Origin of the sequence: Acinetobacter sp. RW6, assembly GCF_041956835.1 — a bacterium.
Taxonomy (GTDB): Bacteria; Pseudomonadota; Gammaproteobacteria; order Pseudomonadales; family Moraxellaceae; genus Acinetobacter; species Acinetobacter calcoaceticus.
Genome location: NZ_CP167121.1, coordinates 416,965 through 441,378 on the forward strand (window position 1 = coordinate 416,965; position 24,414 = coordinate 441,378).

The 24,414-nt window shown below is 39.7% G+C and carries 21 protein-coding genes; 16 read left to right on the forward strand and 5 right to left on the reverse strand.

From position 1 onward, the window contains the following. The gene (gene adeE / locus ACB088_RS01865) at positions 1 to 3,114 is read left to right on the forward strand and encodes a multidrug efflux RND transporter permease subunit AdeE (protein WP_375037848.1); all 3,114 of its coding nucleotides are present in this window, start codon (positions 1 to 3) and stop codon (positions 3,112 to 3,114) included. 81 nt (positions 3,115 to 3,195) lie between these two features. On the opposite strand, the gene ACB088_RS01870 is transcribed toward adeE, so the two are convergent. Further along, a complete protein-coding gene (locus tag ACB088_RS01870) occupies positions 3,196 to 3,801 on the reverse strand; it encodes a nitroreductase family protein (RefSeq protein ID WP_199964795.1) in 606 nt (201 codons plus the stop codon). A 52-nt stretch (positions 3,802 to 3,853) separates the two neighbouring features. After that, the gene (locus tag ACB088_RS01875) at positions 3,854 to 4,996 is read right to left on the reverse strand and encodes a glycerate kinase (protein ID WP_375037849.1); all 1,143 of its coding nucleotides are present in this window, start codon (positions 4,994 to 4,996) and stop codon (positions 3,854 to 3,856) included. Between the two features lie 397 nt (positions 4,997 to 5,393). Between ACB088_RS01875 and ACB088_RS01880 the strand changes: the two genes are divergently transcribed. From ACB088_RS01880 to epmA, 5 genes are all read left to right on the forward strand, one after another. Then, entirely contained in the window at positions 5,394 to 7,802 is a 2,409-nt protein-coding gene (locus ACB088_RS01880) for an FdhF/YdeP family oxidoreductase (RefSeq protein WP_375037850.1), read from the forward strand. 78 nt (positions 7,803 to 7,880) lie between these two features. Next, positions 7,881 to 8,672 (forward strand): formate dehydrogenase accessory sulfurtransferase FdhD, encoded by a 792-nt coding sequence (gene fdhD, locus ACB088_RS01885; protein WP_375037851.1) that lies wholly within the window; start codon positions 7,881 to 7,883, stop codon positions 8,670 to 8,672. Between the two features lie 143 nt (positions 8,673 to 8,815). Further along, the gene (locus ACB088_RS01890; protein WP_375037852.1) at positions 8,816 to 9,208 is read left to right on the forward strand and encodes a YkvA family protein; all 393 of its coding nucleotides are present in this window, start codon (positions 8,816 to 8,818) and stop codon (positions 9,206 to 9,208) included. A gap of 105 nt (positions 9,209 to 9,313) precedes the next feature. Further along, a complete protein-coding gene (locus ACB088_RS01895) occupies positions 9,314 to 10,381 on the forward strand; it encodes a 4-phosphoerythronate dehydrogenase (protein ID WP_375037853.1) in 1,068 nt (355 codons plus the stop codon). Then, positions 10,378 to 11,352 carry an EF-P lysine aminoacylase EpmA gene (gene epmA / locus ACB088_RS01900; RefSeq protein ID WP_375037854.1) on the forward strand — a complete coding sequence of 325 codons (975 nt, stop codon included), beginning with the start codon at positions 10,378 to 10,380 and terminating at the stop codon, positions 11,350 to 11,352. Before ACB088_RS01895 ends, epmA begins: the two co-directional genes overlap by 4 nt. 59 nt (positions 11,353 to 11,411) lie before the next feature. Here epmA and ACB088_RS01905 read toward each other — a convergent pair whose 3' ends face one another. Together ACB088_RS01905 and radA are read right to left on the reverse strand one after the other, a co-directional pair. Then, the gene (locus ACB088_RS01905) at positions 11,412 to 12,401 is read right to left on the reverse strand and encodes a Tim44 domain-containing protein (protein WP_375037855.1); all 990 of its coding nucleotides are present in this window, start codon (positions 12,399 to 12,401) and stop codon (positions 11,412 to 11,414) included. An 82-nt stretch (positions 12,402 to 12,483) separates the two neighbouring features. Then, positions 12,484 to 13,872: a DNA repair protein RadA gene (gene radA / locus ACB088_RS01910; RefSeq protein WP_092709518.1), complete on the reverse strand. Its 1,389-nt coding sequence runs from the start codon at positions 13,870 to 13,872 to the stop codon at positions 12,484 to 12,486. Positions 13,873 to 14,359: 487 nt separating this feature from the next. Between radA and ACB088_RS01915 the strand changes: the two genes are divergently transcribed. The 5 genes from ACB088_RS01915 (at position 14,360) to ACB088_RS01935 (ending at position 18,963) form a co-directional block, all read left to right on the forward strand. Continuing rightward, complete coding sequence (locus tag ACB088_RS01915; protein WP_004643801.1) at positions 14,360 to 15,766, forward strand: amino acid permease; 1,407 nt, start codon at positions 14,360 to 14,362, stop codon at positions 15,764 to 15,766. A 140-nt stretch (positions 15,767 to 15,906) separates the two neighbouring features. Further along, complete coding sequence (locus tag ACB088_RS01920) at positions 15,907 to 16,131, forward strand: lipoprotein (RefSeq protein ID WP_307011327.1); 225 nt, start codon at positions 15,907 to 15,909, stop codon at positions 16,129 to 16,131. 22 nt (positions 16,132 to 16,153) lie between these two features. Further along, a complete protein-coding gene (gene lysA, locus ACB088_RS01925; protein WP_004643799.1) occupies positions 16,154 to 17,404 on the forward strand; it encodes a diaminopimelate decarboxylase in 1,251 nt (416 codons plus the stop codon). Positions 17,405 to 17,409: 5 nt separating this feature from the next. After that, positions 17,410 to 18,255, forward strand: a complete 846-nt coding sequence (gene dapF, locus ACB088_RS01930) for a diaminopimelate epimerase (RefSeq protein ID WP_003650169.1) — start codon at positions 17,410 to 17,412, stop codon at positions 18,253 to 18,255. A 102-nt stretch (positions 18,256 to 18,357) separates the two neighbouring features. Next, a complete protein-coding gene (locus ACB088_RS01935) occupies positions 18,358 to 18,963 on the forward strand; it encodes an alpha/beta fold hydrolase (protein ID WP_375037856.1) in 606 nt (201 codons plus the stop codon). Positions 18,964 to 19,011: 48 nt separating this feature from the next. Here the strand turns inward: ACB088_RS01935 and ACB088_RS01940 are convergent, their stop codons facing one another. After that, complete coding sequence (locus ACB088_RS01940) at positions 19,012 to 19,635, reverse strand: LysE family translocator (RefSeq protein WP_005038808.1); 624 nt, start codon at positions 19,633 to 19,635, stop codon at positions 19,012 to 19,014. A 174-nt stretch (positions 19,636 to 19,809) separates the two neighbouring features. On the opposite strand from ACB088_RS01940, the gene xerA reads away from it, so the two are divergent. The 5 genes from xerA to ACB088_RS01965 all read left to right on the forward strand — a co-directional run bounded on the left by xerA (position 19,810) and on the right by ACB088_RS01965 (position 24,338). Further along, positions 19,810 to 20,703, forward strand: coding sequence for a site-specific tyrosine recombinase/integron integrase (gene xerA / locus ACB088_RS01945; RefSeq protein WP_080595434.1), 894 nt, complete (start codon positions 19,810 to 19,812; stop codon positions 20,701 to 20,703). Then, positions 20,693 to 21,274 carry a phosphohydrolase gene (locus ACB088_RS01950; protein ID WP_375037857.1) on the forward strand — a complete coding sequence of 194 codons (582 nt, stop codon included), beginning with the start codon at positions 20,693 to 20,695 and terminating at the stop codon, positions 21,272 to 21,274. Before xerA ends, ACB088_RS01950 begins: the two co-directional genes overlap by 11 nt. A 449-nt stretch (positions 21,275 to 21,723) precedes the next feature. Next, a complete protein-coding gene (locus tag ACB088_RS01955; RefSeq protein ID WP_133747167.1) occupies positions 21,724 to 22,473 on the forward strand; it encodes an electron transfer flavoprotein subunit beta/FixA family protein in 750 nt (249 codons plus the stop codon). Between the two features lie 17 nt (positions 22,474 to 22,490). Further along, a complete protein-coding gene (locus ACB088_RS01960; RefSeq protein WP_004643792.1) occupies positions 22,491 to 23,423 on the forward strand; it encodes an electron transfer flavoprotein subunit alpha/FixB family protein in 933 nt (310 codons plus the stop codon). Positions 23,424 to 23,498: 75 nt separating this feature from the next. Further along, complete coding sequence (locus ACB088_RS01965; protein WP_375037858.1) at positions 23,499 to 24,338, forward strand: helix-turn-helix domain-containing protein; 840 nt, start codon at positions 23,499 to 23,501, stop codon at positions 24,336 to 24,338. Positions 24,339 to 24,414 lie beyond the last annotated feature (76 nt).

A 24,414-nucleotide genomic window follows, 5' to 3' on the forward strand; every position in this document is an offset into this window, starting at 1 on the left:
ATGTTGTCGAGTTTTTTTATTGCACGACCTATTTTTGCTTGGGTCCTCTCTATTTGTATTATGGCGTTAGGGACGATTTCTATTTTAACTTTACCCATTGAGCAATATCCTGATATTGCACCACCTGGAGTGAATGTTACAGCGAATTATCCGGGAGCATCGGCCAAAACTGTTGAAGATAGTGTCACCCAGATTTTGGAGCAACAAATTAAAGGGATTGATGGCCTCCTTTATTTTTCATCAAGTAGTAGTTCGGCAGGCCAAGCACGAATAAGTCTTAGTTTTGATCAAAATACCAATCCTGACACTGCTCAGGTTCAAGTGCAAAATGCGGTGAATCAGGCCCTTAGTCGCTTACCCCAAGAGGTTCAGCAACAAGGGATAACAGTAACAAAGTCACAGGGTGATAGCTTATTAGTCTTTGCACTTTATGATGAAAGTGGCGCCAGATCTTCTGTAGATATATCCGATTATATGGTGAGTACACTTCAAGACCCATTAAGTAGGGTAGATGGAGTGGGGGAAATCACCGTATTTGGTGCCCAATACGCAATGCGAATCTGGCTTGATCCGCATAAATTAAATAGCTATGGTTTAATGCCTTCAGATGTTAGAACCGCGATTGAAGCACAAAACACTCAAATTACAGCAGGAGAGTTGGGCGCATTACCCACGCGTGATGGACAGGCTTTAAATGCAACTGTGACGGCATTATCTCGGCTACAAACCGTCAGCCAATTTGAAAATATTATTTTGCGTACACAAACAAATGGTGCGGTCGTATTACTTAAAGATGTTGCCAGAGTCGAGCGGGGTGCTGAAAGTTATCAGACTTCTACACGTCTGAATGGAAAGCCAGCTTCGGGTATGTCTATTCAACTTGCGTCTGGTGCCAATGCATTAGAAACGGCTGAACGAGTTAAAGCTGAAGTTACACGACTAACTGCTGCTATGCCAGCGGGTTTAAAGGTTGCATACCCACGAGACAGTACTCCGTTTGTTGAAGCTTCTGTTAATGGAGTCATTACAACTTTAGCGGAAGCGATTGTTCTGGTCATTATTGTCATGTTCTTATTTTTACAAAGTTGGCGTGCTACCTTAATTCCAGCGATTGCAGTTCCCGTTGTGTTATTGGGGACATTTGGTGTATTGAGTGTGCTTGGGTATAGCATTAATACTTTAACTTTATTTGCGATGGTTTTGGCAATTGGTTTGCTTGTAGATGACGCAATTGTGGTCGTAGAAAATGTTGAACGAGTCATGCACGAGCAAAATCTTGACCCACGGCAAGCCACATTAGTTTCAATGCAAGAAATATCAGGCGCGCTCGTGGGTATTGCAATGGTACTCGCGGCGGTATTTCTACCTATGGCATTTTTTGGCGGTTCGGTCGGGATTATCTATCGTCAGTTTTCGGTAACGCTCGTATCAGCCATGGTACTTTCAGCAATTGTTGCATTAACACTATCGCCCGCTTTATGCGCTACGTTACTTAAGCCTGTGAATGGAAAACATAAGCAGAGAAGATTTTTTACTTGGTTCAACCGTAAAGTCGAACAAGGACAAACTGGGTATCGTAAAAAATTACTCGCGATTTTAAAAAAACCAAAAATATTCATGTTCATATTCTTAGGTATTACTACGCTATTGGCTTGGCAATATACACGCATGAATACGGGTTTTTTACCACAAGAAGACCAAGGTTCAGTTATGGTCCAATTTAGTACCCCAGTAGGCACTACATTATCTGAAACAGAACGTATAGGTAATCAGATATCAGATTATTTTTTGACGAAAGAAAAGGATAATCTCAATGTAATTTTTATGGTCATGGGTAGAAATAATGCGGGCAGTGGGCAAAACGTTGGAATGGCATTTGCCGGACTCAAACATTGGGATGACCGAAAGGGCAGTGAAAATACAGCAGAAGCGATCATCGCTCGTGCAAACGCACATTTTAAATCATTACGTGAAGCACGAGTACAGGTACTTTCACCTGCCGCTGTAAGAGGTCTTGGACAATCAAGTGGTTTTGAACTTTGGTTGCAAGATGCTGAAAATAAAGGACGTGATGCTTTACTCGCTGCACAAAATAATGTGCTTAAAGAAGCAAATGCTGATTCTCAATTAGCAGCAGTTCGTTTGAATAGCCTAGAGGATAAAGCTCAGTTACAGGTTGATATTGATCAAAGAAAAGCGAGCGCTCTTGGGTTAGCTCAAGCAGATATTAGTAATACATTATCCTCTGCTTGGGGCGGATCTTATATTAATGACTTCATTGATAGAGGACGTGTAAAACGCGTTTATTTACAAGGAGATGCTATCTATCGTTCTTTACCTCAAGATATTGGGCAATGGTATGTTCGTGGGGCAACTGGCGAGATGACGCCATTTTCTAGTTTCTCTTCTGTGAAATGGCAAATGGGACCTCAAATGTTGCAACGCTTTAATGGTCTTTCATCTGTGCAAATTCAAGGGGCTGCCGCAACTGGTGAAAGTTCTGGTGGAGCTATGGATAAAATGCAGCAGTTAATTGATAAACAACAAGGCTTTAATCTTCAGTGGAGTGGATTGTCTTATCAAGAAAAGCTAGCGGGTAGTCAAACGATCTGGTTATATTTGGCATCTATTATCTTTATCTTTCTGTGTCTTGCAGCACTTTATGAAAGTTGGTCTATTCCACTTTCAGTGCTACTTGTGATTCCACTAGGGCTTATTGGAGCAGTAATTGCTGCAAGCCTCGCAGGGTATGTCAATGATATCTATTTTCAAGTGGCTATGCTCACAACCATTGGGCTTTCTGCCAAGAATGCTATTTTAATTGTTGAATTTGCGGCAGCTAAGTTAGAGGCTGGTCATACATTAATGGAGGCCATTATTGAAGGTGCGGGTCAGCGATTAAGACCAATTATTATGACCTCTCTTGCCTTTGTTGCTGGCGTTCTGCCTTTGGCTGTGTCCACAGGGGCGGGTGCTGTGAGCCGAAAAGAAATTGGTATAGCAGTGACTGGAGGTATGATTTCAGGAACACTACTTTCTATTTTCTTTGTGCCTTTATTTTTTCTTTTAGTGCGTCGTCTAACGAATAGGTTAAACACTAGACTAGAAAAATGATTCCACAAAAATAAGAATGTCATTAATTAACAGTTAGGCCCTCATGCCATAAATAGCGTGAGGGCCTAAAAGTTTAATAACTTAGAATGTATTTTTAATAATTACATCATCAAAAGGAAGTTTGCCCACACGAGGGTAAGGCTGAGTCGCTGATTTACCAACCGCAATCATTAAACACACCACATGATCTTCAGGTAAGTTAATTAACTTCGCCATCGCATCAAAATCAAAACCATCCATTGGGCAACTGTCTAAACCATGCTCTTGAGCAAGAAGCATTAAGGTCTGAGCAAAAATACCCGCACTACGCATAACTTCGTCACGTTGAGTTTGTGGGCGGTCACGATAATATTGATCAATTGCACCAACCATAATATTTTGAACTTCTGGAGCAGCCCCATCCCACACACGTTTAGCATCAGTTTCCCACGAGCTTACTTTTGCGCATAAAACAATGAGTAAGGATGCTTCAGTCACTTGTGGTTGGTCCCACGCAATAGTACGAATTTTTTGTCTTAGTTCAGCATCTTCAATTACAACAGGGCGCCAGTGCTGCAAATTAAATGCACTTGGTGCATTTGCTAAAACTTCATGTAATAACTGTTGTTTATTTTCTTCAGAGAGTTGAAATGAAGGGTCGAAGCGCTTAATAGCACGACGTTTCTGAATAGCATCAATAACGTTCATAAGACATTCCTATTTGTTGGTTTAACCGTTTTAAAGATTACTGGGTAAATTGTTATGGTTGCTTCAGATTAAACTTAATTAATTTCGCAATATCAATTGTTCTATCGAAAATGAGTTCTGCTGCTTGTTCGCAAGCTTGTTCTAATGTGATTGGACCATTTGTCAGTGAAAAAGCAGCCGTAACGCCGTGTTGATAAAGCGCTTGGTAGCCTTCGCCTAAAGTTCCTGCAATCACAATAACAGGTATATTTTGCATTTTCGCGACTCGACTAACCCCAAAAACTGTTTTGCCATTTAACGTCTGTCGGTCAAATTTGCCTTCACCTGTAATGACCCAATCTGCATTGGAAATTTTACTGGCCAGTTGGTTGAGTTCAGCCACAACTTCGACTCCAGCCTTAAACTCAGCATTTAAATAACTTTTGGCCGCAAAGCCTAAACCTCCAGCCGCACCAGAGCCGGCTTCATCTCTTTTATCGAAACCGAGTAAGTGTGCAGAGACATCGGCAAAGTGGGCAAGAGCTTGATCAAGTAACTGTACTTGAGCAGGGGTAGCACCTTTTTGTGGACCAAAAATATAAGATGCCCCGTTTGGACCGCAGAGTGGATTTGTAACATCGGCAGCCAATAAAAAACGTGTTTGCTGAATACGCGGGTCGAAATGAGTTAAATCAATCTTAGACAATGTTTCTAAAGCGAGGCCGCCATTGGGTAAAACGTGTTGCTCTGAGTCTAATAAACGTGCACCTAAGGCAGTTAATAAACCAGTGCCACCATCGTTGGTTGCACTACCGCCGACTGTTAAAATAATGTCTTTTGCACCTGCGTCTAAAGCATCTAAAATAAGCTGTCCTGTTCCAAATGTTGTGCTCTGGCAGGCATCACGTTCTGACGGTGGCACTAACTGTATGCCGCTTGCTTGTGCCATTTCAATCATGGCTATTTTTTGTTTTTCTAACCATCCCCATTTTGCCTGAACAGGTTTACCTAAGGGCCCAATTACAGTTTTTTCACGCCATTCACCTTTGCAGACTTCTAACACTGCTTCAAGTGTGCCTTCACCCCCATCTGCCATAGGGCATAGAATTGTTTCGGCTTCAGGAAAAACCTCTTGCCATCCTTGAGCAATTGCCTGAGCTACGCCTAAAGCCGACAGGCTGTCTTTAAAAGAGTCTGGCGCAATCACAACTTTCATACGTTCTCTAAATCTGTTTTTTTCAATTAATTTATACTGCTTAAACCAATAAAAACCTACTTAAAATGACGTAAATTTCAGTTCATCACATCATTTCTATTTGTGAAAAATATAAAGTTAATTATGTTTTTATCTGTAAAAAATAGATCTTTCTGAGGTTAAGGTATTGTTATTATTTAATTTAAATTATTTTTTAGATTTGGCTAAATTATTGTAATTATAAAAAATATGGCACATATTATAAGAACGATTGAGCCAGCTTTTAAAATATTGGGAATAGTATAAAAAGCGGACTCTACCCATAAGCTAGACAGCAGATAGCGTAGATATAACCATAATGAAGTTGTGAATTTATTGCATCTGTTGAATGTGTAAAAAGAAATAAGAGGATGACAAAGTGGATAATTCAGAAGAACAAAAGCATATACAAGAAAATAACGGCTTTGCACGAATTGAACCCTACACTCATCCTGCTGGGGGATGGGGGGCACTACTCAGTGTTGCTCGGAATCTAAAGCGACAAGATATTTTAAAAAAAGGTTCGATTACCTTACTCAATATTAATCAGCCTACAGGCTTTGATTGTCCGGGCTGTGCATGGCCTGAAAAGAAAAATGCTCATGCCTTTAATTTCTGTGAAAACGGAGCAAAAGCGGTTGCATTTGAAGCAACTAGTAAAACAGTTACTCCTGAATATTTTGCAGGTCATACAGTCAGTTGGTTATCCGAACAAAGTGATTTTTTTCTTGAAGATTTAGGTCGCTTAACTGACCCAGTTCGCTACGATGCGGCAGCTGATAAATATGTAGCCATTTCATGGGATGAAGCATTTCAGATTATTGCTAAACATCTTCATGCGCTAGACAACCCAGACCAAGCGGCATTTTATACGTCTGGTCGCGCCAGTAACGAAGCGGCATTTCTATATCAACTGTTTGTACGAAGCTTTGGTACAAATAACTTCCCTGATTGTTCGAACATGTGCCATGAAACCACAAGCGTTGGGTTACTTGATTCGATTGGTTTAGGAAAGGGCACAGTCACCCTAGAAGACTTTGATTTAGCCGATGCAATTTTTAGTTTTGGGCATAATCCCGGAACCAATCACCCGCGTATGTTAGGTACTTTGCGTGAAGTGTCTAAACGTGGCGGCAACATTGTTGCGATTAATCCAATTAAAGAGCGAGGATTAGAGCGTTTCCAAGACCCACAAGCACCACTTGAAATGATGACCAATGGCAGTACACCGATTAGCCGTTATTATTTCCAGCCTAAAATTGGTGGTGACTATGCACTGATGTTAGGTATTTTAAAGCACTTAAATGAGTGGGATAAAAAAGCCATTGCCTCAGGAAAACCAAGTGTTTTTGACCGAAACTTTATTGCGGTCAATACCATTGGTTTTGATGAAATGATTGCTGAGGTTGAAAAAACTGAATGGGCAGATATTTATAAACATTCAGGTTTGTCTGCTGAACATTTAGAAAAACTAGCCAAACTCTTTTTAGATTCTGAACGTTCAATTTTTTGTTGGGGAATGGGCATCACTCAGCATCGCCATGGAACAGCCAACGTACATATGTTAGCGAATTTATTGTTGGCACGTGGTCAAATTGGTCGACCGGGTGCAGGCCTATGTCCGGTTCGTGGACACAGTAATGTGCAAGGCGACCGAACCATGGGGATTAATGAACTACCTAGCCCTAAATTACTCGACAACATTGACCGTGTGTTTGGAATTAAATCCCCTAGAAAAAATGGGCATGGTGTCGTCGAAACCATTAAAGCGATGGCTGAAGGCGAGGTCAAAGTCTTTATTGGTCTAGGCGGAAACTTTGCAGTTGCAACCCCTGATACACCGTATACCCAAGAAGCACTTAGAAAGTGTAATTTAACCGTTCATGTTGCCACCAAGTTAAACCGTAGTCATTTGGTGTGTGGTAAAGAGGCACTCATTTTGCCATGTTTAGGCCGTACTGAAATTGATGAACAGCTTCATGGTCCGCAGGCGATTTCAGTCGAAGATTCGATGAGTAATATTCATTTGTCGGCAGGGCGTAATACTCCAATTTCTGAAAATATTTTGTCTGAGCCAGACATTGTGGCAAGAATGGCAGAGGCGGTGTTACCAGACAGCCAAATTAAATGGAAATGGTACATCGAAAGCTATGACCGTATTCGTGATTCAATTGCCGATGTTTTTGATGAATTCCATGATTTTAATTTACGGGTCTATGAACCAGGTGGATTCCACTTAGAACATCCAGCCAATCAGCACATCTGGAATACAAAAAGTGGTAAAGCACAGTTTATGATTACGCCACTTAATGAAGTCTATGGCGATAAAGAAAATCAATATGCTGCTGCCTATACCGAGAGTAAAGTTTATACCTTAATGACGACTCGTTCTCACGATCAGTACAACACGACGCTATATGGTCTTGATGACCGTTACCGTGGGGTCTTTGGTCAACGCCGTGTATTGTTTATGAATCAGGCCGATATTGATGAAGCTGGCTTCGAAGCAAACCAATGGGTCGATATTGAAAGTGTTTTCTCGGATGGCGTTAAACGTATTGTGCAAAGTTTCCGAATTGTGCCTTACAACATTCCACGGGGCAGCTTAGCCGCTTACTATCCGGAAACCAATCCTTTAGTGGCCTTAAGCAGTCATGATAAATATGCCAAGATTCCGGCTTCAAAAAGTGTTCCTGTTATTTTGCATGCCGGTGATGCACCTGAACACTTTAATTTAGCAACAGCAGTTGACCCTGAAGATGCAGATAGAAAAGTAAGCAGCCTTTAAATCAAAGGTGATATTAGAAATGTAATTGAAACAGATGGCGCTTCCGAAAGGCGCCATTCCAATATAAAGGAAATTATTTTGACACCACATTCTTATGGGGTTGAAACATTACAAGTACAGCGGTTTAATAAAACCGAATCTGAAAGTGTTTTAGATAATATTGTTCAAGAGTATCCAATTGCTTTGGTATATAACGGTATTTCTCATGCAGTGATGATGGCAACACCTACCGATGTGAGTCTGTTTGCTAAAGGTTTTAGTCTCTCTGAAGGAATTTTAACGAGCTTAAAAGAGTTGTATGCCATTGAGGTGCATCAAAGTGAATTAGGTATTGAAGTCGAAATGACGATTTCATCTAGAGCATTTGCCACATTAAAAGAACGTAGACGAATGTTAGTCGGGCGTACGGGCTGTGGTTTATGTGGTATTGAAAGTTTAGAGCAGTTTCACCTCGATGTTCCTAAAATTACAACCGAACCTTCTAAAGAATGGCTTGCACAAATTCCAATGGCGATTGCTCATTTAAAGAATCGGCAAGAAATTACTGCTTTAACAGGAGGCGCCCATGCAGCAGCTTGGGTTGTTGACGGCCAAATTGTCGCTTTATTTGAAGATGTGGGACGTCACAATGCTTTAGACAAATTACTCGGTTATTTAGCCCAAGAAAACTATGACACCAGTTCTGGTTTTGTTGTCATGACCAGTCGTGCAAGCTATGAATTAATTCGTAAATGCGCTCAGTTAAATATAGGTTTATTGGCTTCAATTTCAGCTCCAACGAGCATGGCTATTCGGCTGGCAAAAATATCGGGTCTAACTTTGGCTAGTTTTTGTCGTGGTGATGGCTTTGTTTTATATACTGAAGTATGAAGCCTTAAAATAACCATTAAATAAACTCTCATTAAAAGAATGATCAAAAAAATAGAAATTTACATTTCTATTTTTTCTAATTTTAAGCTAGGCATGAGTTTTATACTTTATTATCAGACTTCGGTAGGTTGGAGTGAGTCCCAATGTCTTGGTTGCAGTCTCTAAAAGATTGGGCAAAACATCTAAAAAAACAAATTATTATGCTGTGGTTTGCATCGAAGCACCCGCAAATGCCGTTGTTACCAAAAATTATTGCTGTTGTGGCGGTAGCTTATGCTTTTAGTCCTATTGATTTTATTCCAGATTTTATTCCTGTTTTGGGTTTGCTTGATGAGGCTTTAATTTTACCAATACTCATTTGGTTAGCTGTTCGCTTTACGCCCAAACACGTTATTTTAGAGGCGGAACAACAAGCTGAAGAATGGCTTGAACAACAAGAACGCCGTCCCCAAAATTATTTGGTTGCTGTGTTGATTATTCTAGTTTGGATAACTTTGGCTATGATGGCTTATTTCTATTTTAGCGGTGGTTTATAAGTTCTAAAGGTTCAAGATATAGAGTACTAATTTAAAGGCATTAACATTGTACTTTGCTACAACTCAAAGGATAATAACGTTTTTATAAGCTATGAGTTGCAGACAATGAAAATCGTCGCAGATGAAAATTTGGCATTTACCGATTACTTTTTTTCAGAGTTTGGCGATATTCAACACCATGCAGGGCGTACCTTAACTCATGCAGATGTAAAAGATGCAGAGGCTTTACTGGTTCGTTCGGTAACCGCAGTTAACGAGAGTTTAATTCAAGACACTTTAATAAAATATGTAGGTAGTGCCACAATTGGTACCGATCATTTAGATATTCAAGCTTTAGAAAAACAAGGAATTACGTGGGCAAATGCAGCAGGTTGTAATGCACAGGCGGTTGCTGAATATGTAATTACTGCTTTGCTGCATTTAAATGCCAACCTTTTAGAACAACAAGAAAAATTTACCCTAGGCATTGTAGGGCTCGGAAACGTTGGTAAACGTTTAGCATATATGGCTCAGTTGCTTGGCTGGCGTGTGATTGGCTTTGACCCCTATGTACAGTTAGATTCAATTGAAAATGTAAGCTTAGAAACGCTTTTGAAACAAGCGAATGCAATTTCAACTCATGTGCCTTTAACTAAAAATGTTGAGCATGCAACGTATCATCTTTTTGATGAGCAAGCTTTTGCAGCACTTCAACCTAACACGATTTTAATTAATAGTGCGCGTGGTCCAGTCGTTAAAGAAGCGGCTTTAATCGAAGATATTCAACGTACCAAACGTAAAGTTGTGCTGGATGTATTTGAACATGAGCCAGTCATCTCAGAAGAGCTTATAGACATGTTGGCTTTGGCAACACCGCATATTGCTGGTTATAGCCTCGAAGGGAAGGCCCGTGGTACGCAAATGATTTACGAAGCGTTTTGCCAAAAGTTTGGGTTCGATATAAATAAGCGTTTCGAGACACAGTTGCCTGCGTATGACGACTATTTCTCAGGTAATGACTTTAAAGCTGTGTTAAAGCAAAAATTAACTCAAATTTATGATATTGCTCAAGACGATGCCAACATACGTGCTTGTATTAAAGACGGCAAAGTAGAGCAAAAAGCATTTGATTTATTACGTAAAAATTATCCACTACGTCGGGAATGGGCTGCACATGGGGGGCCGCAGGCATGAGTTTAAGTTATCAACCTAGTTGTTCAATTGATGCCTTAAAAGCACGTGCCAAGCTCTACACCCAAATTCGTCAGTTTTTTGCTGAACGTAATGTCATGGAAGTTGAAACACCGATTGTTTCACAAGCAGGTGTCACCGATGTGCATTTAGCTTCGGTTCAAGCTTTGCGTCATATCAATGGCAAATTGCAAACTCAATATTTACAGACTTCACCTGAGTTTGCCATGAAACGTTTATTGGCGAGTGGTAGCGGACCGATTTATCAGATTTGTAAGGTTTTTCGAGATGATGAACATGGGCGTAAACACAATAGTGAGTTTACGATGCTCGAATGGTACCGCCCGAGTTTTGATCTAAAAGCTTTAATGCATGAAACCGCCAATTTATTGCAAAGCTGCTTGCAGCATCGTTTTGGAGAAGTTCGTCCGTTTATTTTAAGTTACAAGCATGCCTTTCAAGATCGTCTAGACATTAATCCATTACAAGCAACGTTGAAGCAACTTAAAGATACGGCAAATCGTGTGGGCTTAAACCTTGATTTAGGTGACGACCGTTTAGCTTATATCGATTTATTATTCTCGCATTTTGTTGAACCAAGTTTGGGGTTTGATGCACCTGTCTTTTTAACTGACTTTCCACCAGAAATGGCATCTTTGGCAAAGGTAAAACTAGATGAAGATGGGGAAGAGGTTGCTGCCCGTTTTGAGGTTTATATTGAAGGTTTAGAGCTGGCAAATGCCTATGACGAATTGCTTGATGCTGAGGTGTTACGTTCACGCTTTGAAGCAGACAATGCAGAGCGGGCTAAGCAAGGCCTTCATGTCATGCCTTTAGATGAACACCTATTAGCTGCTTTACCTCATATGCCAGAGTGCTCAGGAATTGCTTTAGGTGTAGACCGTCTATTAATGGTTGCAATGGATCAGGTCAAAATTGAAAAAGTCATTACATTTCCCGCAGACATTGCTTAAAAAACTAACAAATAAAAAAGCCACAATATTGTGGCTTTTTTATTTAGAGCTTATTCAATTTAAGCTTGTTGAATACCAGCAACTACCCAGTCTTGCTGAGAGCCAGCAGGTTTAACAAAGTGCCAGATTTCAGTAAATGGTTGTGGCAAGCTGTTTAAATCTTCACTCACGTTACCTGTGAAGCGTACGCTCACAACGTATTGACCATTTTCAGTCGAACTGTCTACAACCATCGCATTAAGATTGCTAAATTCAGCAACGTCTTGATCTTGGTTTTCCATGATGTCGTTATACATAGAAGTATAAAGTTCTGGTGTTAAGTAACGGCGAATTTCTTCAATGTTACTTGCAGTATTCATCGATTGGATGTGGTTAAAACGTTGACGTGCGATACGCAAGAACGCCGCTGGTTCACTACCGTCTGGAAGTTGGTTGCCATTGCTGGTTGTTACACCGCCAAAAGGAGCTTGGGTTGCAGCACCACCAGTCACAGACTGACCAAAGATGTTTGTATTATCCCCAGCATTACGTGGTGTTGCTTGTGGTGCAGCAGAACGGCCAAATGGGTTTTGACCGCCGTTGTTTGGTGCGTAAGGATTATTACCCGCTAATTTTTTTTTTGCGCCCAATTTGCGGAATACAAAAAAGGCTAAAGCTGCTGCAAGTAAAACCCAAATCCAGCCAGGGATACCACCTTTTTTCTCTTCTTGTGCTTGAGCAGCTTGGTCTGTTCCAGCTTGAGTTGCTTGATGTTCAGTTGATGTTGGTTTGTCATCAGCTAAAGCATTTGCTGCAACAGCACCTACGGCAGCACCAGCCACACCAGCTGCAACCATTGACCCCACACCTGGACCAGATCTTTGAGGTGCAGTAGCAGGTTGTTGAGCAGGAGTCACTTGACGAGGTTGTTGATAAGACTGGCTTGAAGTAGTAGAGCGTGCCATACCGTGGCTTTTACCACCACCTGCACGTTTAGCTTCAGCAAGAGGCGAAATTGCTAAAGCAGCCATTAAAATACCGGTAATCAAGCCACGCTGGTGTACTTCCATAGGAAATTCCTGTTTAAAATTAAATTGTAATAGTATTTATGAAGGTATTTGCGCTAAATTTCAACTATAAAAGTATGTTTTTTTATGTCAATTCATCACTAAGTTGCATTGCTTCGGTCAATGCTTCATGCAGGCGGGCAACCGCAATGACTTGCACGCCTGGAATTGCTTTTTGCGGCGCATTACCTCTTGGTAAAATGACATATTTAAAACCATGTTTTGCAGCTTCTTTTAAACGTTCTTGACCATTAGGGACTGGACGAATTTCACCCGAAAGACCAACTTCTCCAAAAACGGCAAGTTGTTGAGGTAAAGCTTTAGTACGTAAACTTGAAGCGCATGCTAACAAAACTGCTAAATCGGAACCTGTTTCGGTAATTTTTAAGCCACCCACAATATTGACATAGACGTCTTGCCCCGTGGTTTGGACACCGCCATGACGATGCATGACAGCAAGGAGCATGTTTAAGCGGTTTTGTTCAAGACCTAATGCGACACGTCGTGGTTGGCCTTGTGCATCGTCAACTAAAGCTTGTACTTCGACCAAAAGAGGACGAGTCCCTTCACGGCTAATCATGACAATTGAACCGGGGATGGCTTCATCATAACGACTCAAGAAAATGGCAGAAGGGTTAGCAACTTCACGTAACCCTTTATCTGTCATGGCAAATACACCCAGTTCATTGACTGCACCAAAACGGTTTTTAACAGCACGAATCATTCGATAGCGTGAGTCGGATTGACCTTCAAAATAAAGTACACAATCCACCATGTGCTCTAAAACACGAGGGCCAGCAAGTGCACCTTCTTTGGTCACATGACCAACAAGAAATAGCGCCGTGCCACTATTTTTTGCATAGCGTGTAAGTAATGCAGCAGATTCACGAATTTGAGAAACACCACCTGGTGCCGATTGAAGTGTTTCGGTGTAAAGCGTCTGAATAGAATCTAAAATAGCCACCGCAGGCTTTTCTTGTTCTAAAACCTCACAAATTCGTTCTACACAAGTTTCGGCCATGGCCTTTAATTTGTCAGTAGGCAAATCAAGACGTTGAGCACGAAGAGCAACCTGAGATAAAGATTCTTCACCCGTAATATAAAGTGCAGAGCTTTTCGCGCTTGCCATGTGGGTCGCTGTCTGTAACAGAATAGTTGATTTACCAATACCAGGGTCACCACCGATCAGTACAACTGAACCAGTAACTAAGCCTCCGCCAAGTACACGATCAAATTCGCTAATCCCTGTCTGTAAGCGGGTTTCATGGGAAACTGAGACTTTATTTAGTGTTGTAATATTGGCAGCTTGGCCTGCATAGCCCCCAGTTTTGGGACGTGCTCGGTGCGCAGTGGTTGGTTCTACTCTGACTTCACTAAGACAATTCCATTCACCACACTCTGAACATTGACCTGCCCATTTAAGGTGGTCAGCACCACATTGTTCGCAACGGTAAACAGTTTTGACTTTGCTCATATTCGACTTCAGCTAAAAACTTCATAATCAGTAAAAACACAGTATAGCAAAAAGCGAAATAGAGAAATTGACTGATGTGGAATACATTTTGCTTAATTTAAAACAACGTAAAAATCAGGTCTTTGTCATGTGTTAAATAATCTAAAAGATTAAGATCGAGCAGGGGTGTTTTTTAATAAACAGATGAAGGACTGAAATGAAATTGAATATTAGAGAAACAATCAAATCGAGTTGTCTTTTTAATTTAAAAATCAGACCAGTTCAAGTCATGTTTTTAGACCGTAAAGTGCGTTGTATTGCTATGGGCTTGTGCGTATTATCAGATTTAATTGTATGTAGCTTGAAATCATCAGCAATACAGATAAAAATCGGTTAGCTGAAAAATTGTCAAAAAATATACATTTAAAAGATACCTGCAAATGGTGCGATATCGTCTTTTTGATTTTAGCTAACGGACTAAAAAAAATTACTGGAGTGTATTGATAAGATGTCGAATCAAAATCTGAGTGAGTCTCATGAACAAGGTGAGCTCCATCGTAGCCTTTCAAATCGGCATTTACAGCTGATCGCGATTGGCGGTGCAATTGGTACGGGATTGTTTATGGGATCAGGCAAAACAATTAGTCTTGCTGGCCCCTCAATCTTATTCATTTACCTGATCATTGGTGTGATGGTGTTTTTTGTCATGCGTGCGCTTGGCGAATTACTTCTTTCAAATTTGGCCTATAAATCATTTATTGATTTTACAACAGATTTAATCGGCCCATGGGCAGGTTATTTTGTAGGCTGGACGTATTGGCTATGCTGGATCACAATTGGTATTGCCGATCTTTCTGCAATTATCTATTACTTACAATTCTTCAATAATGGTCTACCTTTCTCGCCTGTCGAAGGTGCCATGATCAGTGTTGCTGCCATCGTATTCATTATGGGCTTGAACTTGTTAACAGTTCGCTTGTTTGGTGAATTGGAGTTTTGGTTTGCGCTTATTAAGATCCTTGCAATTATTATTTTAATTGCTGTGGGGTTATGGATGATTTTTACGGGCTTTACCTCTACTACAGGTGAAGTTGCATCCTTTACTCATCTTTGGGCCAATGGTGGTTTCTTCCCAACAGGGGTGCATGGTTTCTTGGCAGGCTTCCAGATTGCGATTTTTGCTTTCGTTGGTGTAGAACTAGTCGGAACAACAGCTGCGGAAACTAAAGATCCTGAACGTAATTTGCCTAAAGCAATTAACTCAATTCCAATTCGTATCATTATTTTCTATGTGTTTGCATTAATTATTGTAATGTCAGTAACACCATGGAACAGAATTGATCCAGCCATCAGTCCGTTTGTAAACTTGTTTAGTCAAGCAGGTGTTGCAGCAGCAGCAATCTTGATGAACTTAGTCGTGTTGTCATCAGTGATGTCATCAATGAACAGTGGTGTGTTTTCAACAAGTCGTATGTTATTTGGTCTATCACGTGAAGACCAAGGGCCTAAAGCTTTTGGTAAATTGAACAAACGTGCAGTACCTGCAAATGCATTGTATTTCTCTGCTGCCTGTTTACTGTTAGGCGCCGCTTTACAGTATTTTGTACCAAATACTGTTGAAGCATTTACGCTTGCAACGACGCTTTCAACGATTCTGTTCATTTGCGTATGGTTGTTAATTATTTGGAGTTACATCCGCTATTACACTACGCGTCCTGAGTTACATGCCAAGTCAACATTTAAATTACCGGGTGGTTTATTTACATGTTGGATCACGATTATTTTCTTTGTCGGTATGATTTACGTGTTGTCTTTAGAGCCTGACACATTTAAGGCGCTTAAGGTCAGTCCAATCTGGTTTATTATCTTGCTCATTGGTTATTTCTTCTTCTATAAACCACGCAATAAAAAATAATTAAACTTATTTGGTTATGACTAAACGCTGGCTGAAAAGCTGGCGTTTTTTATGCATATTGTTTTTCTCTTTAAGTTTACTCTTTAGCCGCTTGCATGATCACGGTATACTGCATCGAATTGTTTAAATCAGGTGCTCAGATGCGTCGTGTCATTTGCCTCATCAGTTTATTGAGCAGCAGTGTTTTGCTTAGTGCTTGTGGTCAGTCAGGAGTATTACAACTACCTTCTGATCCAAATTATGACAAACGTGCAAAATACTTGCTCTATCGTAATAAAGAATCAAAACAAGTTGTGCAAAACGATGAAAAGGCTGAACAGTCAGCCGAATCTTCAACAGCTCCAACCCAAACAACATCACCTTAAGCTTTGAAATAAGGACACATTCATGAGTTTCACCCGCATTAATGGAGTATTGCACGCAGAGCAATGTTCTCTGGAGCAGCTTGCGCAGCAATTTGGCACACCGTTGTATGTTTATTCAAAAACAGCTTTTGAAAAACATTATCTAGATATGGATCGTGCTTTTGACTTTATTGATCATCAAATCTGTTTTGCGGTGAAATCTAACTCAAATTTAGCTGTTCTTAATGTATTGGCAAAACTTGGTGCGGGTTTTGATATCGTATCTGGTGGTGAACTTGCACGTGTTTTAAAAGCGGGCGGAGATGCATCTAAAATTGTTTTTTCGGGTTTAGGCAAAACTGAAGTTGATATTGAAACATCATTAAATGCGGGTATTGCCTGCTTTAATGTAGAGTCATATGCAGAACTAGACCGTCTTCAAAAAGTTGCGGCTCGTTTGGGTAAGAAAGCTCCGATTTCTTTACGTGTAAATCCTGATGTAGATGCAAAAACACATCCTTATATTTCAACAGGCCTTAAAGAAAATAAATTTGGTATTCCTAGTGATACCGTTTATGAAACCTACCAATATGCTGCATCTTTACCAAACCTTGAGATTATTGGAATTGACTGCCACATCGGTTCGCAATTAACCGAGACTAAGCCATTTGTTGATGCTTTAGATCGCGTCATGTTAATGATCGATGAATTGAAAAAACTTGGCATCAATCTTAAACATATTGATATTGGTGGCGGTTTAGGCGTTTGTTATAAAGATGAAACACCGCCAAGTGTTGAAGAATATGCCAACTCAATGAAACCTGCTTTAGAAAAGTTAGGTCTCAAAGTTTATATGGAGCCGGGCCGTAGCATTAGTGCGAATGCAGGCGTGCTTTTAACAAAAGTTGATTTGCTCAAGCCAACGAGCCACCGTAACTTTGCCATTATTGATGCTGCAATGAACGATTTGATTCGTCCTGCATTATATGAAGCATGGATGGATATCCAGCCTGTGGTACCAAGTTCAGATACTGAAGAAAAAACTTGGGATCTTGTTGGTGCAATCTGTGAGACAGGTGACTTCATTGGTAAAGATCGTTCATTGGCTTTAAAAGAAAATGACTTGTTAGCTGTTCTCGGTGCTGGTGCTTATGGTTTTGTAATGAGCTCAAATTACAATACACGTGGACGTGCCGCTGAAGTAATGGTATCAGGCGATAAAGCCCATTTGATTCGTGAACGTGAAACAGTTGAATCCCTTTGGGAAAAAGAACGTTTATTGCCTGAGGAGTAAATGAGATGTTATTAGAATTTACTAAAATGCATGGCTTAGGCAATGACTTTATGGTGGTTGATCTGATTAGCCAACGTGCTTATTTAGATACAGAAACAATTCAACGCTTAGCTGACCGTCATTTTGGTATTGGTTTTGATCAGCTATTGATTGTTGAACCACCAGATTTACCAGAAGCGGATTTTAAATATCGTATTTTTAATGCTGATGGTTCTGAAGTTGAACAGTGTGGTAACGGTGTGCGCTGTTTTGCTCGTTTTGTCCATGAGCGTCATTTAACGAGCAAAACCAATATTACTGTTCAAACCAAAGCAGGTATTGTAAAGCCAGAACTTGGGCAAAATGGTTGGGTACGCGTGAATATGGGTTACCCGAAATTTTTACCAAATGAAATTCCATTTGTTGCTGAACAACCGGAAGCTTTATATACACTTGAGTTAGCCAATGACCAAAACATTAGTATTGATGTGGTCAATATGGGCAATCCTCATGCTGTAACTATTGTTCCAGATGTACTCACAGCAGATGTTGCTGGCATTGGCCCACAAGTTGAGTCACATAAACGTTTTCCTGAGCGTGTTAATGCTGGTTTTATGCAAGTAATTGATGAAAACCATGTGCGCCTTCGTGTATTTGAACGTGGTGTAGGTGAAACACTTGCATGTGGTACAGGTGCTTGTGCTGCTGCGGTAAGTGGTATGCGCCGTGGCTTACTTGCTAATTCTGTAGAAGTTGAATTGGCTGGCGGTAAGCTGCAAATCGAATGGCAAGAAGGCGATGTGGTCTGGATGACTGGTCCAACAACCCATGTGTATGATGGGCGTTTGGATTTACGTTATTTCCAAGGCTAATAGCGTTACCTAAATAGAAGCCTCTTTTAATCAACTAAACTGATAAAAGAGGCTTTCTTTTATATGTACAATAATATTTGATTTAACTACTTTATAAGAAATATGAATAATTTAATTTTCCTTCCCGGTGCTTCAGGGAGTACTACATTCTGGCATCCATTAATTGAAAAACTACCTCAGCAGTATCATACAAAAATTATTGGTTATCCGGGCTTTGGAGATACACCAGAATCTGTAGAGGTTAAAAATTTTAAAGACTTAACAAACTATGTTCTTAATCAAATTAATGATGAGTCTGTAATTATTGCTCAATCTATGGGAGGAATTTTTGCTGTTGCCGCAGCGTTGCAAAAACCTCAACTGGTTAAAGGGCTGGTCTTGATTGCAACTTCCGGTGGAATTGATCTCTCTGCATTTAATATTCAAGATTGGCGTGAAGCATATCGCCAAGCATTTTTAAAATATCCAGATTGGTTTGTTACTACCAATATTAACTATGAAGAATTTTTGTCAGATATAAACGTCGAAACTTTACTAATTTGGGGCGACCAAGATTCAGTGAGTCCAGTTGAAGTCGGGACACACTTAAATCAGATATTTAAAAGTTCAACATTGCATATTGTTAAAGGGGGAGATCATCAGTTGGCAGAAAAATATGCAGATGAAGTTGCAATCCAAATAAAAGACTATTTAAAAAAGCTAAAGTAACTCTTTAAGTTATATTAAGCGTGCTAGGTGCCAGCACGCTTTTTAGGTTTACTTTTTGCTCAAAGCCAATTTCAAAGCAAACAACACAAAAATACTGCCTGTAATACGGTCCATATATTTCACAAATTTAGGTTGCTTTAGATAACGTGACAGTGGTTGCATGGCTAAAATTAACAGAGTTGACCATAACATTCCAATTACTACATGAATCATTACAAGCCCCATGACCCAAGTAACAGCTGATGCTTGCGGTGGAATAAATTGGGGAAGAAATGAAATATAAAAAATGCCAACTTTGGGATTAAGTAAGTTACCCAAGAAACCTTTAATGAACCAATTTTGTGAAGTGGGTATATTTGAATTACTCCCTTGCATATCTGCAAGTTGACTACGCGGTTTTAAAATCATATTCAAACCCAGCCATGCAAGATAAGCGGCCCCCATCCATTTCAATATATTAAAAGCTAAATCAGAAGCCATGAGCAAAGCACCCAGACCGCAAGCAACCACAATTCCCCATGCAATACAGCCAAGGCTAATGCCTACTGCTGCTTGGAATGCTTTGGATTTACCTTCAAGTGTAGCAGTACGAATAATTAAAGTCGTATCTAGACCAGGGGTAAGCGTAAGTAAGGTAATTGCAAGTAGATAGGGTATGAGTATGGTGGTCATGGCAGCAAGGTTCCGACAAATACTTGAGCTAAAGTGTAATACATATATAAGGTAGTTAGTTGTTATGCTGTAAGATCTCAATTTTCCTGATCAACTACTTTTTGGTACACTGAAAAAAATAAAATGAGCAAATAAATGGAGAGCAATTTGGATTTTGCATTACAACTGCTCTCAATGTGGTTAAAAGAAAGAAAAATTCAGAACCAGTCTGAGCACACGATTACTGCTTATGAAAGAGATGTTAAAAGCTTTCTTGAGTTTTGTGATCTCAAACAAATTGATTTAAGAAATGTTGAAGCTTCAGATTTAAGGGAATATTTGGCCCAGCGTGTTGAGCAGGATCAGTTAAGTTCAAGCAGTATGCAGCGTCATCTCACTTCAATTCGCCAGTTCATGAAATGGGCTGAACAAGGAAAATATCTAGAAATTAACCCTACAGATGATTTTAAGCTCAAACGTCAGCCTAGACCTTTGCCCGGTATGATCGACATAGAAACAGTTAATCAGATTTTAGATCAACCTATGCCTGAAAAACCGATTGATCAGCAATTGTGGTTACGTGATAAAGCCATGTTGGAGTTACTTTACTCAAGTGGTTTGCGTCTGGCTGAACTGCAAGGTTTAACAATTAAAGATATAGATTTTAATCGGCAACTGGTCCGTATTACGGGTAAAGGAAATAAAACCCGTATTGTACCGTTTGGAAAAAAGGCGAAAGAAAGCCTATTGAATTGGCTAAAAATTTATAAAATCTGGAAAGGCCATTTTGATCAAAATGCTTTTGTTTTTATTTCTCAAAGAGGTGGCGTGTTAACCCCGCGACAAATTGAAAAACGTGTAAAGCTTCAGGCGCAAAGAGCCGGTGTAAATGTGGATTTACATCCTCATTTATTACGCCATTGTTTTGCTAGCCATATGTTATCAAGTAGTGGTGATTTACGCTCAGTGCAAGAAATGTTGGGGCATAGTAATTTGTCTACGACACAAATTTATACGCATATTGATTTTGATCATTTGGCACAAGTCTATGATCGAGCTCACCCAAGAGCACAAAAGAATGAACACTAAAGAACGTTTGATTTTATCACTTGATCAAAATGCATTTAGGCAATGTAGTATTTTTATTGAGACAATTTTGAAGAAATATCAAACTATTATTGATAGGGATTATCAAGGATACTTAAATCACTGTAAACGTGTGGCTGCATGTTGTTTAATATTAAGCCAAGATAGTAGTGAAGACACTATTCGTAAAATAGCGATTGCAGTTGCTTTTCATGATATTGGCATATGGACAAGTAAAACAATTGATTATTTAGAGCCATCCGTCAAAGTGATGTTAAGTTATCTTACTTTGCATCGGTTATTAGATTGGCAAATAGAAATAACATTGATGATTACAGAGCATCATAAATTAACAACGACAAAGTGTTCAGAATATCCATTGGTTGAATATTTTAGACAAGCTGATTATGCAGATTTTTCTATAGGTTTATTGCGTTCAAATATTCCAAGAAGCGAGTTTAAAAAGTTAACGAGTCAATATCCAAATTCTGGATTCCATAAAACGCTAGTTTATTTAGGATTAAAACGTTTTTTACAAAAGCCTTGGAGTCCTTTACCTATGTTTAAATGGTAACTTAATGTTATGTTTTTAATAGAAATATATGCTGAGATATTAAGTGATTAGCAGTAAATGGCTTTTTATTTTGTGTAACATTATTTTATGGATGTTCTTACCTAATTGCCAGTTTTTCAGAGTACCTTAAGTACTTTCATTGGGTGAAAAAATGATGTTTTTGTTGTTTTTCTCCTCACTAGAATTAAAGAGTTTTAAGCTGCCATATTTTTTAAAATATCAAGAAATTCAAGGTTTAAAATTTATTTAGCTGATTTGCTAAATTCATTGAGCGAATAAGCAATTTGAATTAGTGAACTGGGCATTTCATCTTTTTTATAGCAGTAGCGAAAATTGTGACTTGACCGAAATGCCAAACACATTGCAAGATAGGGCACCTAAAAAATTTTAATTGAAGAGTTAATATACTTTTCTCAACATTTACTTTTGCTAGAACAGCCGAGGATTACATGAAGGCTCTTGTTGCTGTAAAACGCGTGGTTGATGCCAACGTCAAAGTTCGTGTTAAGCCGGACAATAGTGGGGTTGACCTAACTAACGTTAAAATGTCAATTAACCCATTTTGTGAAATCGCAGTGGAAGAAGCGGTTCGCTTAAAAGAAAAAGGAACAGTAACAGAAATCGTTGTTGTTTCTGTAGGTCCTAAAGAAGCTCAAGAACAAATCCGTTCTGCAATGGCTTTGGGTGCAGACCGCGGTATTTTAGTTGAAACTACTGATGAAATTGGCGCTTTAGAAGTTGCTAAAATTTTAAAAGGTGTTGTGGACGCTGAAAAACCAGAACTTATCCTTCTTGGTAAACAAGCAATTGATGATGACTCTAACCAAGTAGGTCAAATGCTTGGCGCATTATTAGGTGCGGGCCAAGGTACATTCGCTTCTGAAGTGAAAGTTGATGGCGGCAAAGTACAAGTAACTCGTGAAGTTGACGGTGGTTTACAAACTGTTGAACTGGCACTTCCTGCAATCATTACAACTGACTTGCGTTTGAATGAGCCACGTTATGCAGCTTTGCCTAACATCATGAAAGCTCGTAAGAAGCCACTTGATACTAAATCTCCTGCTGATTATGGCGTTACAGCTGGTACTAAGCTTAAAACTGTTAAAGTTGAAGCTCCAGCAGAACGTAAAGCTGGCGTACAAGTGAAATCTGTAGATGAGCTTGTTGAAAAATTGAAAAATGAAGCGAAAGTGATCTAATACGGAAGGATAAAATCATGAGTATTTTAGTTATCGCTGATCACAACAACCAAGTACTTAACGGTGCTACTTTAAACGTTGTTGCTGCAGCACAAAAAATCGGTGGTGATATTACTGTATTAGTTGCTGGTTCTGGTGCTCAGGCAGTTGCTGATGCTGCTGCTAAAGTTGCTGGTGTAAGCAAGGTTTTACTTGCTGACAACGCAGCTTATGCAAACCAGTTAGCTGAAAACGTAGCTGCTTTAGTTGCTGATTTGGCTAAAGGTTACAAATACGTATTAGCTGCTTCTACAACAACTGGTAAGAACATTCTTCCACGCGTTGCAGCTCTTCTTGATGTAAGCATGATCACAGATATTATTTCTGTTGAATCTGCTAACACATTCAAGCGTCCGATCTATGCAGGTAACGCGATTGCTACTGTTCAATCTGACGAAGCAATCATTGTTGGTACAGTTCGTGGTACAGCATTTGATCCAGTAGCTGCTGAAGGTGGTTCTGCTACCGTTGAAGCAGTAAGTGAAGCGAAAGATGCAGGTATTTCTAATTTTGTATCTGAAGAAATCGTGAAACTTGACCGTCCTGAATTGACAGCTGCTCGCATTGTTGTTTCTGGTGGTCGTGGTGTAGGTTCTGGTGAGAACTACCATAAAGTACTTGATCCATTAGCTGACAAGCTTGGTGCAGCACAAGGTGCTTCACGTGCAGCAGTTGATGCAGGCTTTGTACCTAACGACTTCCAAGTTGGTCAAACTGGTAAAATCGTTGCACCTGATCTTTATGTTGCTGTAGGTATTTCTGGTGCGATCCAGCATTTGGCTGGTATGAAAGATTCTAAAGTTATTGTTGCAATCAACAAAGACGAAGAAGCGCCAATCAACAGTGTTGCTGACTACTGGTTAGTTGGTGATTTGAACACTGTAGTACCAGAGTTGGTAAGCAAGTTGTAATTTACAGCTTGTCACTTATTCGAAAACGCCCTTGTGCTATAAATAGCCAAGGGCGTTTTTATTTAGATCAACATTATGAATATCAATTTTTCTACTTTCGTAGAAGCTCATCAATTGCATCAATCACTTGTGAGATTGGCAAGAGCAGATATGGCGCGAGATTATTTGTGTATTCGATCTAAAAATCAGCATGGCCTGTCAAATATTAAAGTGAACCAGTTACACATGGGCATCATTTTGCATGGTCAACAGCAACTAAATATTCAAACAAAACAAATCAATTTAAGTGCTGGCCAGCTGTATATCGTGAAACCCGATACGATTATTGATGCAGTTAATCTGCCAGATCCAGTGACAGGTGAATATTTAACTATTCTTGTACCCATGTGTGAAGAGGTGATTCAAGCTGCTCAGATGATTTGGGCTAAACCAGTTATAGATAAAACTGGAGCCATATTAAAATTTTCAATCGATGATTTTGCTACACATCTAGCTGAGTGGCAGACGGCTTTGTTTGATAATGATCTGGTGAAAGCCCGTTTATGCATTGCTTCTATACTGGTACAGTTATGCCAACAGCATTATTCAGATGTATTAATTCTGCCTCCACCTAAATTGGCAAAAATAATTCATGACTGGGTAATAGAGAGTCCACAGCACCATTGGCAATCTAGCGAGATTGAAATGCGTTTAGGTTTGAGTAGTGCAACACTTCGCCGCAAACTTAAGCATGAAGAAACATCCTTAAGAGAAACGATTACTCAGGCACGTCTTGCTTATGCACTTGAGCTGTTATATTCAAATAAGTTGCCTATGAAAACTATTGCAGCAAAATCTGGATATCAAACTGTTGCTATTTTTCGTGAACGCTTTATGCAGCGTTATGGTGTAGACCCAACTGTACTAGCTGCCTAATAATTCAATTTGAGCGTTTCTTATCGCTTATTGAGCGATTTGAACAGATAAAAGTCGATAGAGTTAAAGTATTAAA

Bases quoted from the DNA above. Each gene is read 5' to 3' on its own strand.
- ACB088_RS01965 (WP_375037858.1), top strand. From the start codon at position 23,499: ATGAATATCAATTTTTCTACTTTCGTAGAAGCTCATCAATTGCATCAA.
- ACB088_RS01950 (WP_375037857.1), top strand. From the start codon at position 20,693: ATGAACACTAAAGAACGTTTGATTTTATCACTTGATCAAAATGCATTT.
- adeE (WP_375037848.1), top strand. From the start codon at position 1: ATGTTGTCGAGTTTTTTTATTGCACGACCTATTTTTGCTTGGGTCCTC.
- ACB088_RS01895 (WP_375037853.1), top strand. From the start codon at position 9,314: ATGAAAATCGTCGCAGATGAAAATTTGGCATTTACCGATTACTTTTTT.
- ACB088_RS01875 (WP_375037849.1), bottom strand. From the start codon at position 4,996: ATGAAAGTTGTGATTGCGCCAGACTCTTTTAAAGACAGCCTGTCGGCT.
- ACB088_RS01960 (WP_004643792.1), top strand. From the start codon at position 22,491: ATGAGTATTTTAGTTATCGCTGATCACAACAACCAAGTACTTAACGGT.
- ACB088_RS01890 (WP_375037852.1), top strand. From the start codon at position 8,816: ATGTCTTGGTTGCAGTCTCTAAAAGATTGGGCAAAACATCTAAAAAAA.
- epmA (WP_375037854.1), top strand. From the start codon at position 10,378: ATGAGTTTAAGTTATCAACCTAGTTGTTCAATTGATGCCTTAAAAGCA.
- xerA (WP_080595434.1), top strand. From the start codon at position 19,810: ATGTGGTTAAAAGAAAGAAAAATTCAGAACCAGTCTGAGCACACGATT.
- dapF (WP_003650169.1), top strand. From the start codon at position 17,410: ATGTTATTAGAATTTACTAAAATGCATGGCTTAGGCAATGACTTTATG.
- ACB088_RS01870 (WP_199964795.1), bottom strand. From the start codon at position 3,801: ATGAACGTTATTGATGCTATTCAGAAACGTCGTGCTATTAAGCGCTTC.
- ACB088_RS01940 (WP_005038808.1), bottom strand. From the start codon at position 19,635: ATGACCACCATACTCATACCCTATCTACTTGCAATTACCTTACTTACG.
- ACB088_RS01935 (WP_375037856.1), top strand. From the start codon at position 18,358: ATGAATAATTTAATTTTCCTTCCCGGTGCTTCAGGGAGTACTACATTC.
- ACB088_RS01920 (WP_307011327.1), top strand. From the start codon at position 15,907: ATGCGTCGTGTCATTTGCCTCATCAGTTTATTGAGCAGCAGTGTTTTG.
- ACB088_RS01915 (WP_004643801.1), top strand. From the start codon at position 14,360: ATGTCGAATCAAAATCTGAGTGAGTCTCATGAACAAGGTGAGCTCCAT.
- ACB088_RS01955 (WP_133747167.1), top strand. From the start codon at position 21,724: ATGAAGGCTCTTGTTGCTGTAAAACGCGTGGTTGATGCCAACGTCAAA.
- radA (WP_092709518.1), bottom strand. From the start codon at position 13,872: ATGAGCAAAGTCAAAACTGTTTACCGTTGCGAACAATGTGGTGCTGAC.
- lysA (WP_004643799.1), top strand. From the start codon at position 16,154: ATGAGTTTCACCCGCATTAATGGAGTATTGCACGCAGAGCAATGTTCT.
- ACB088_RS01905 (WP_375037855.1), bottom strand. From the start codon at position 12,401: ATGGAAGTACACCAGCGTGGCTTGATTACCGGTATTTTAATGGCTGCT.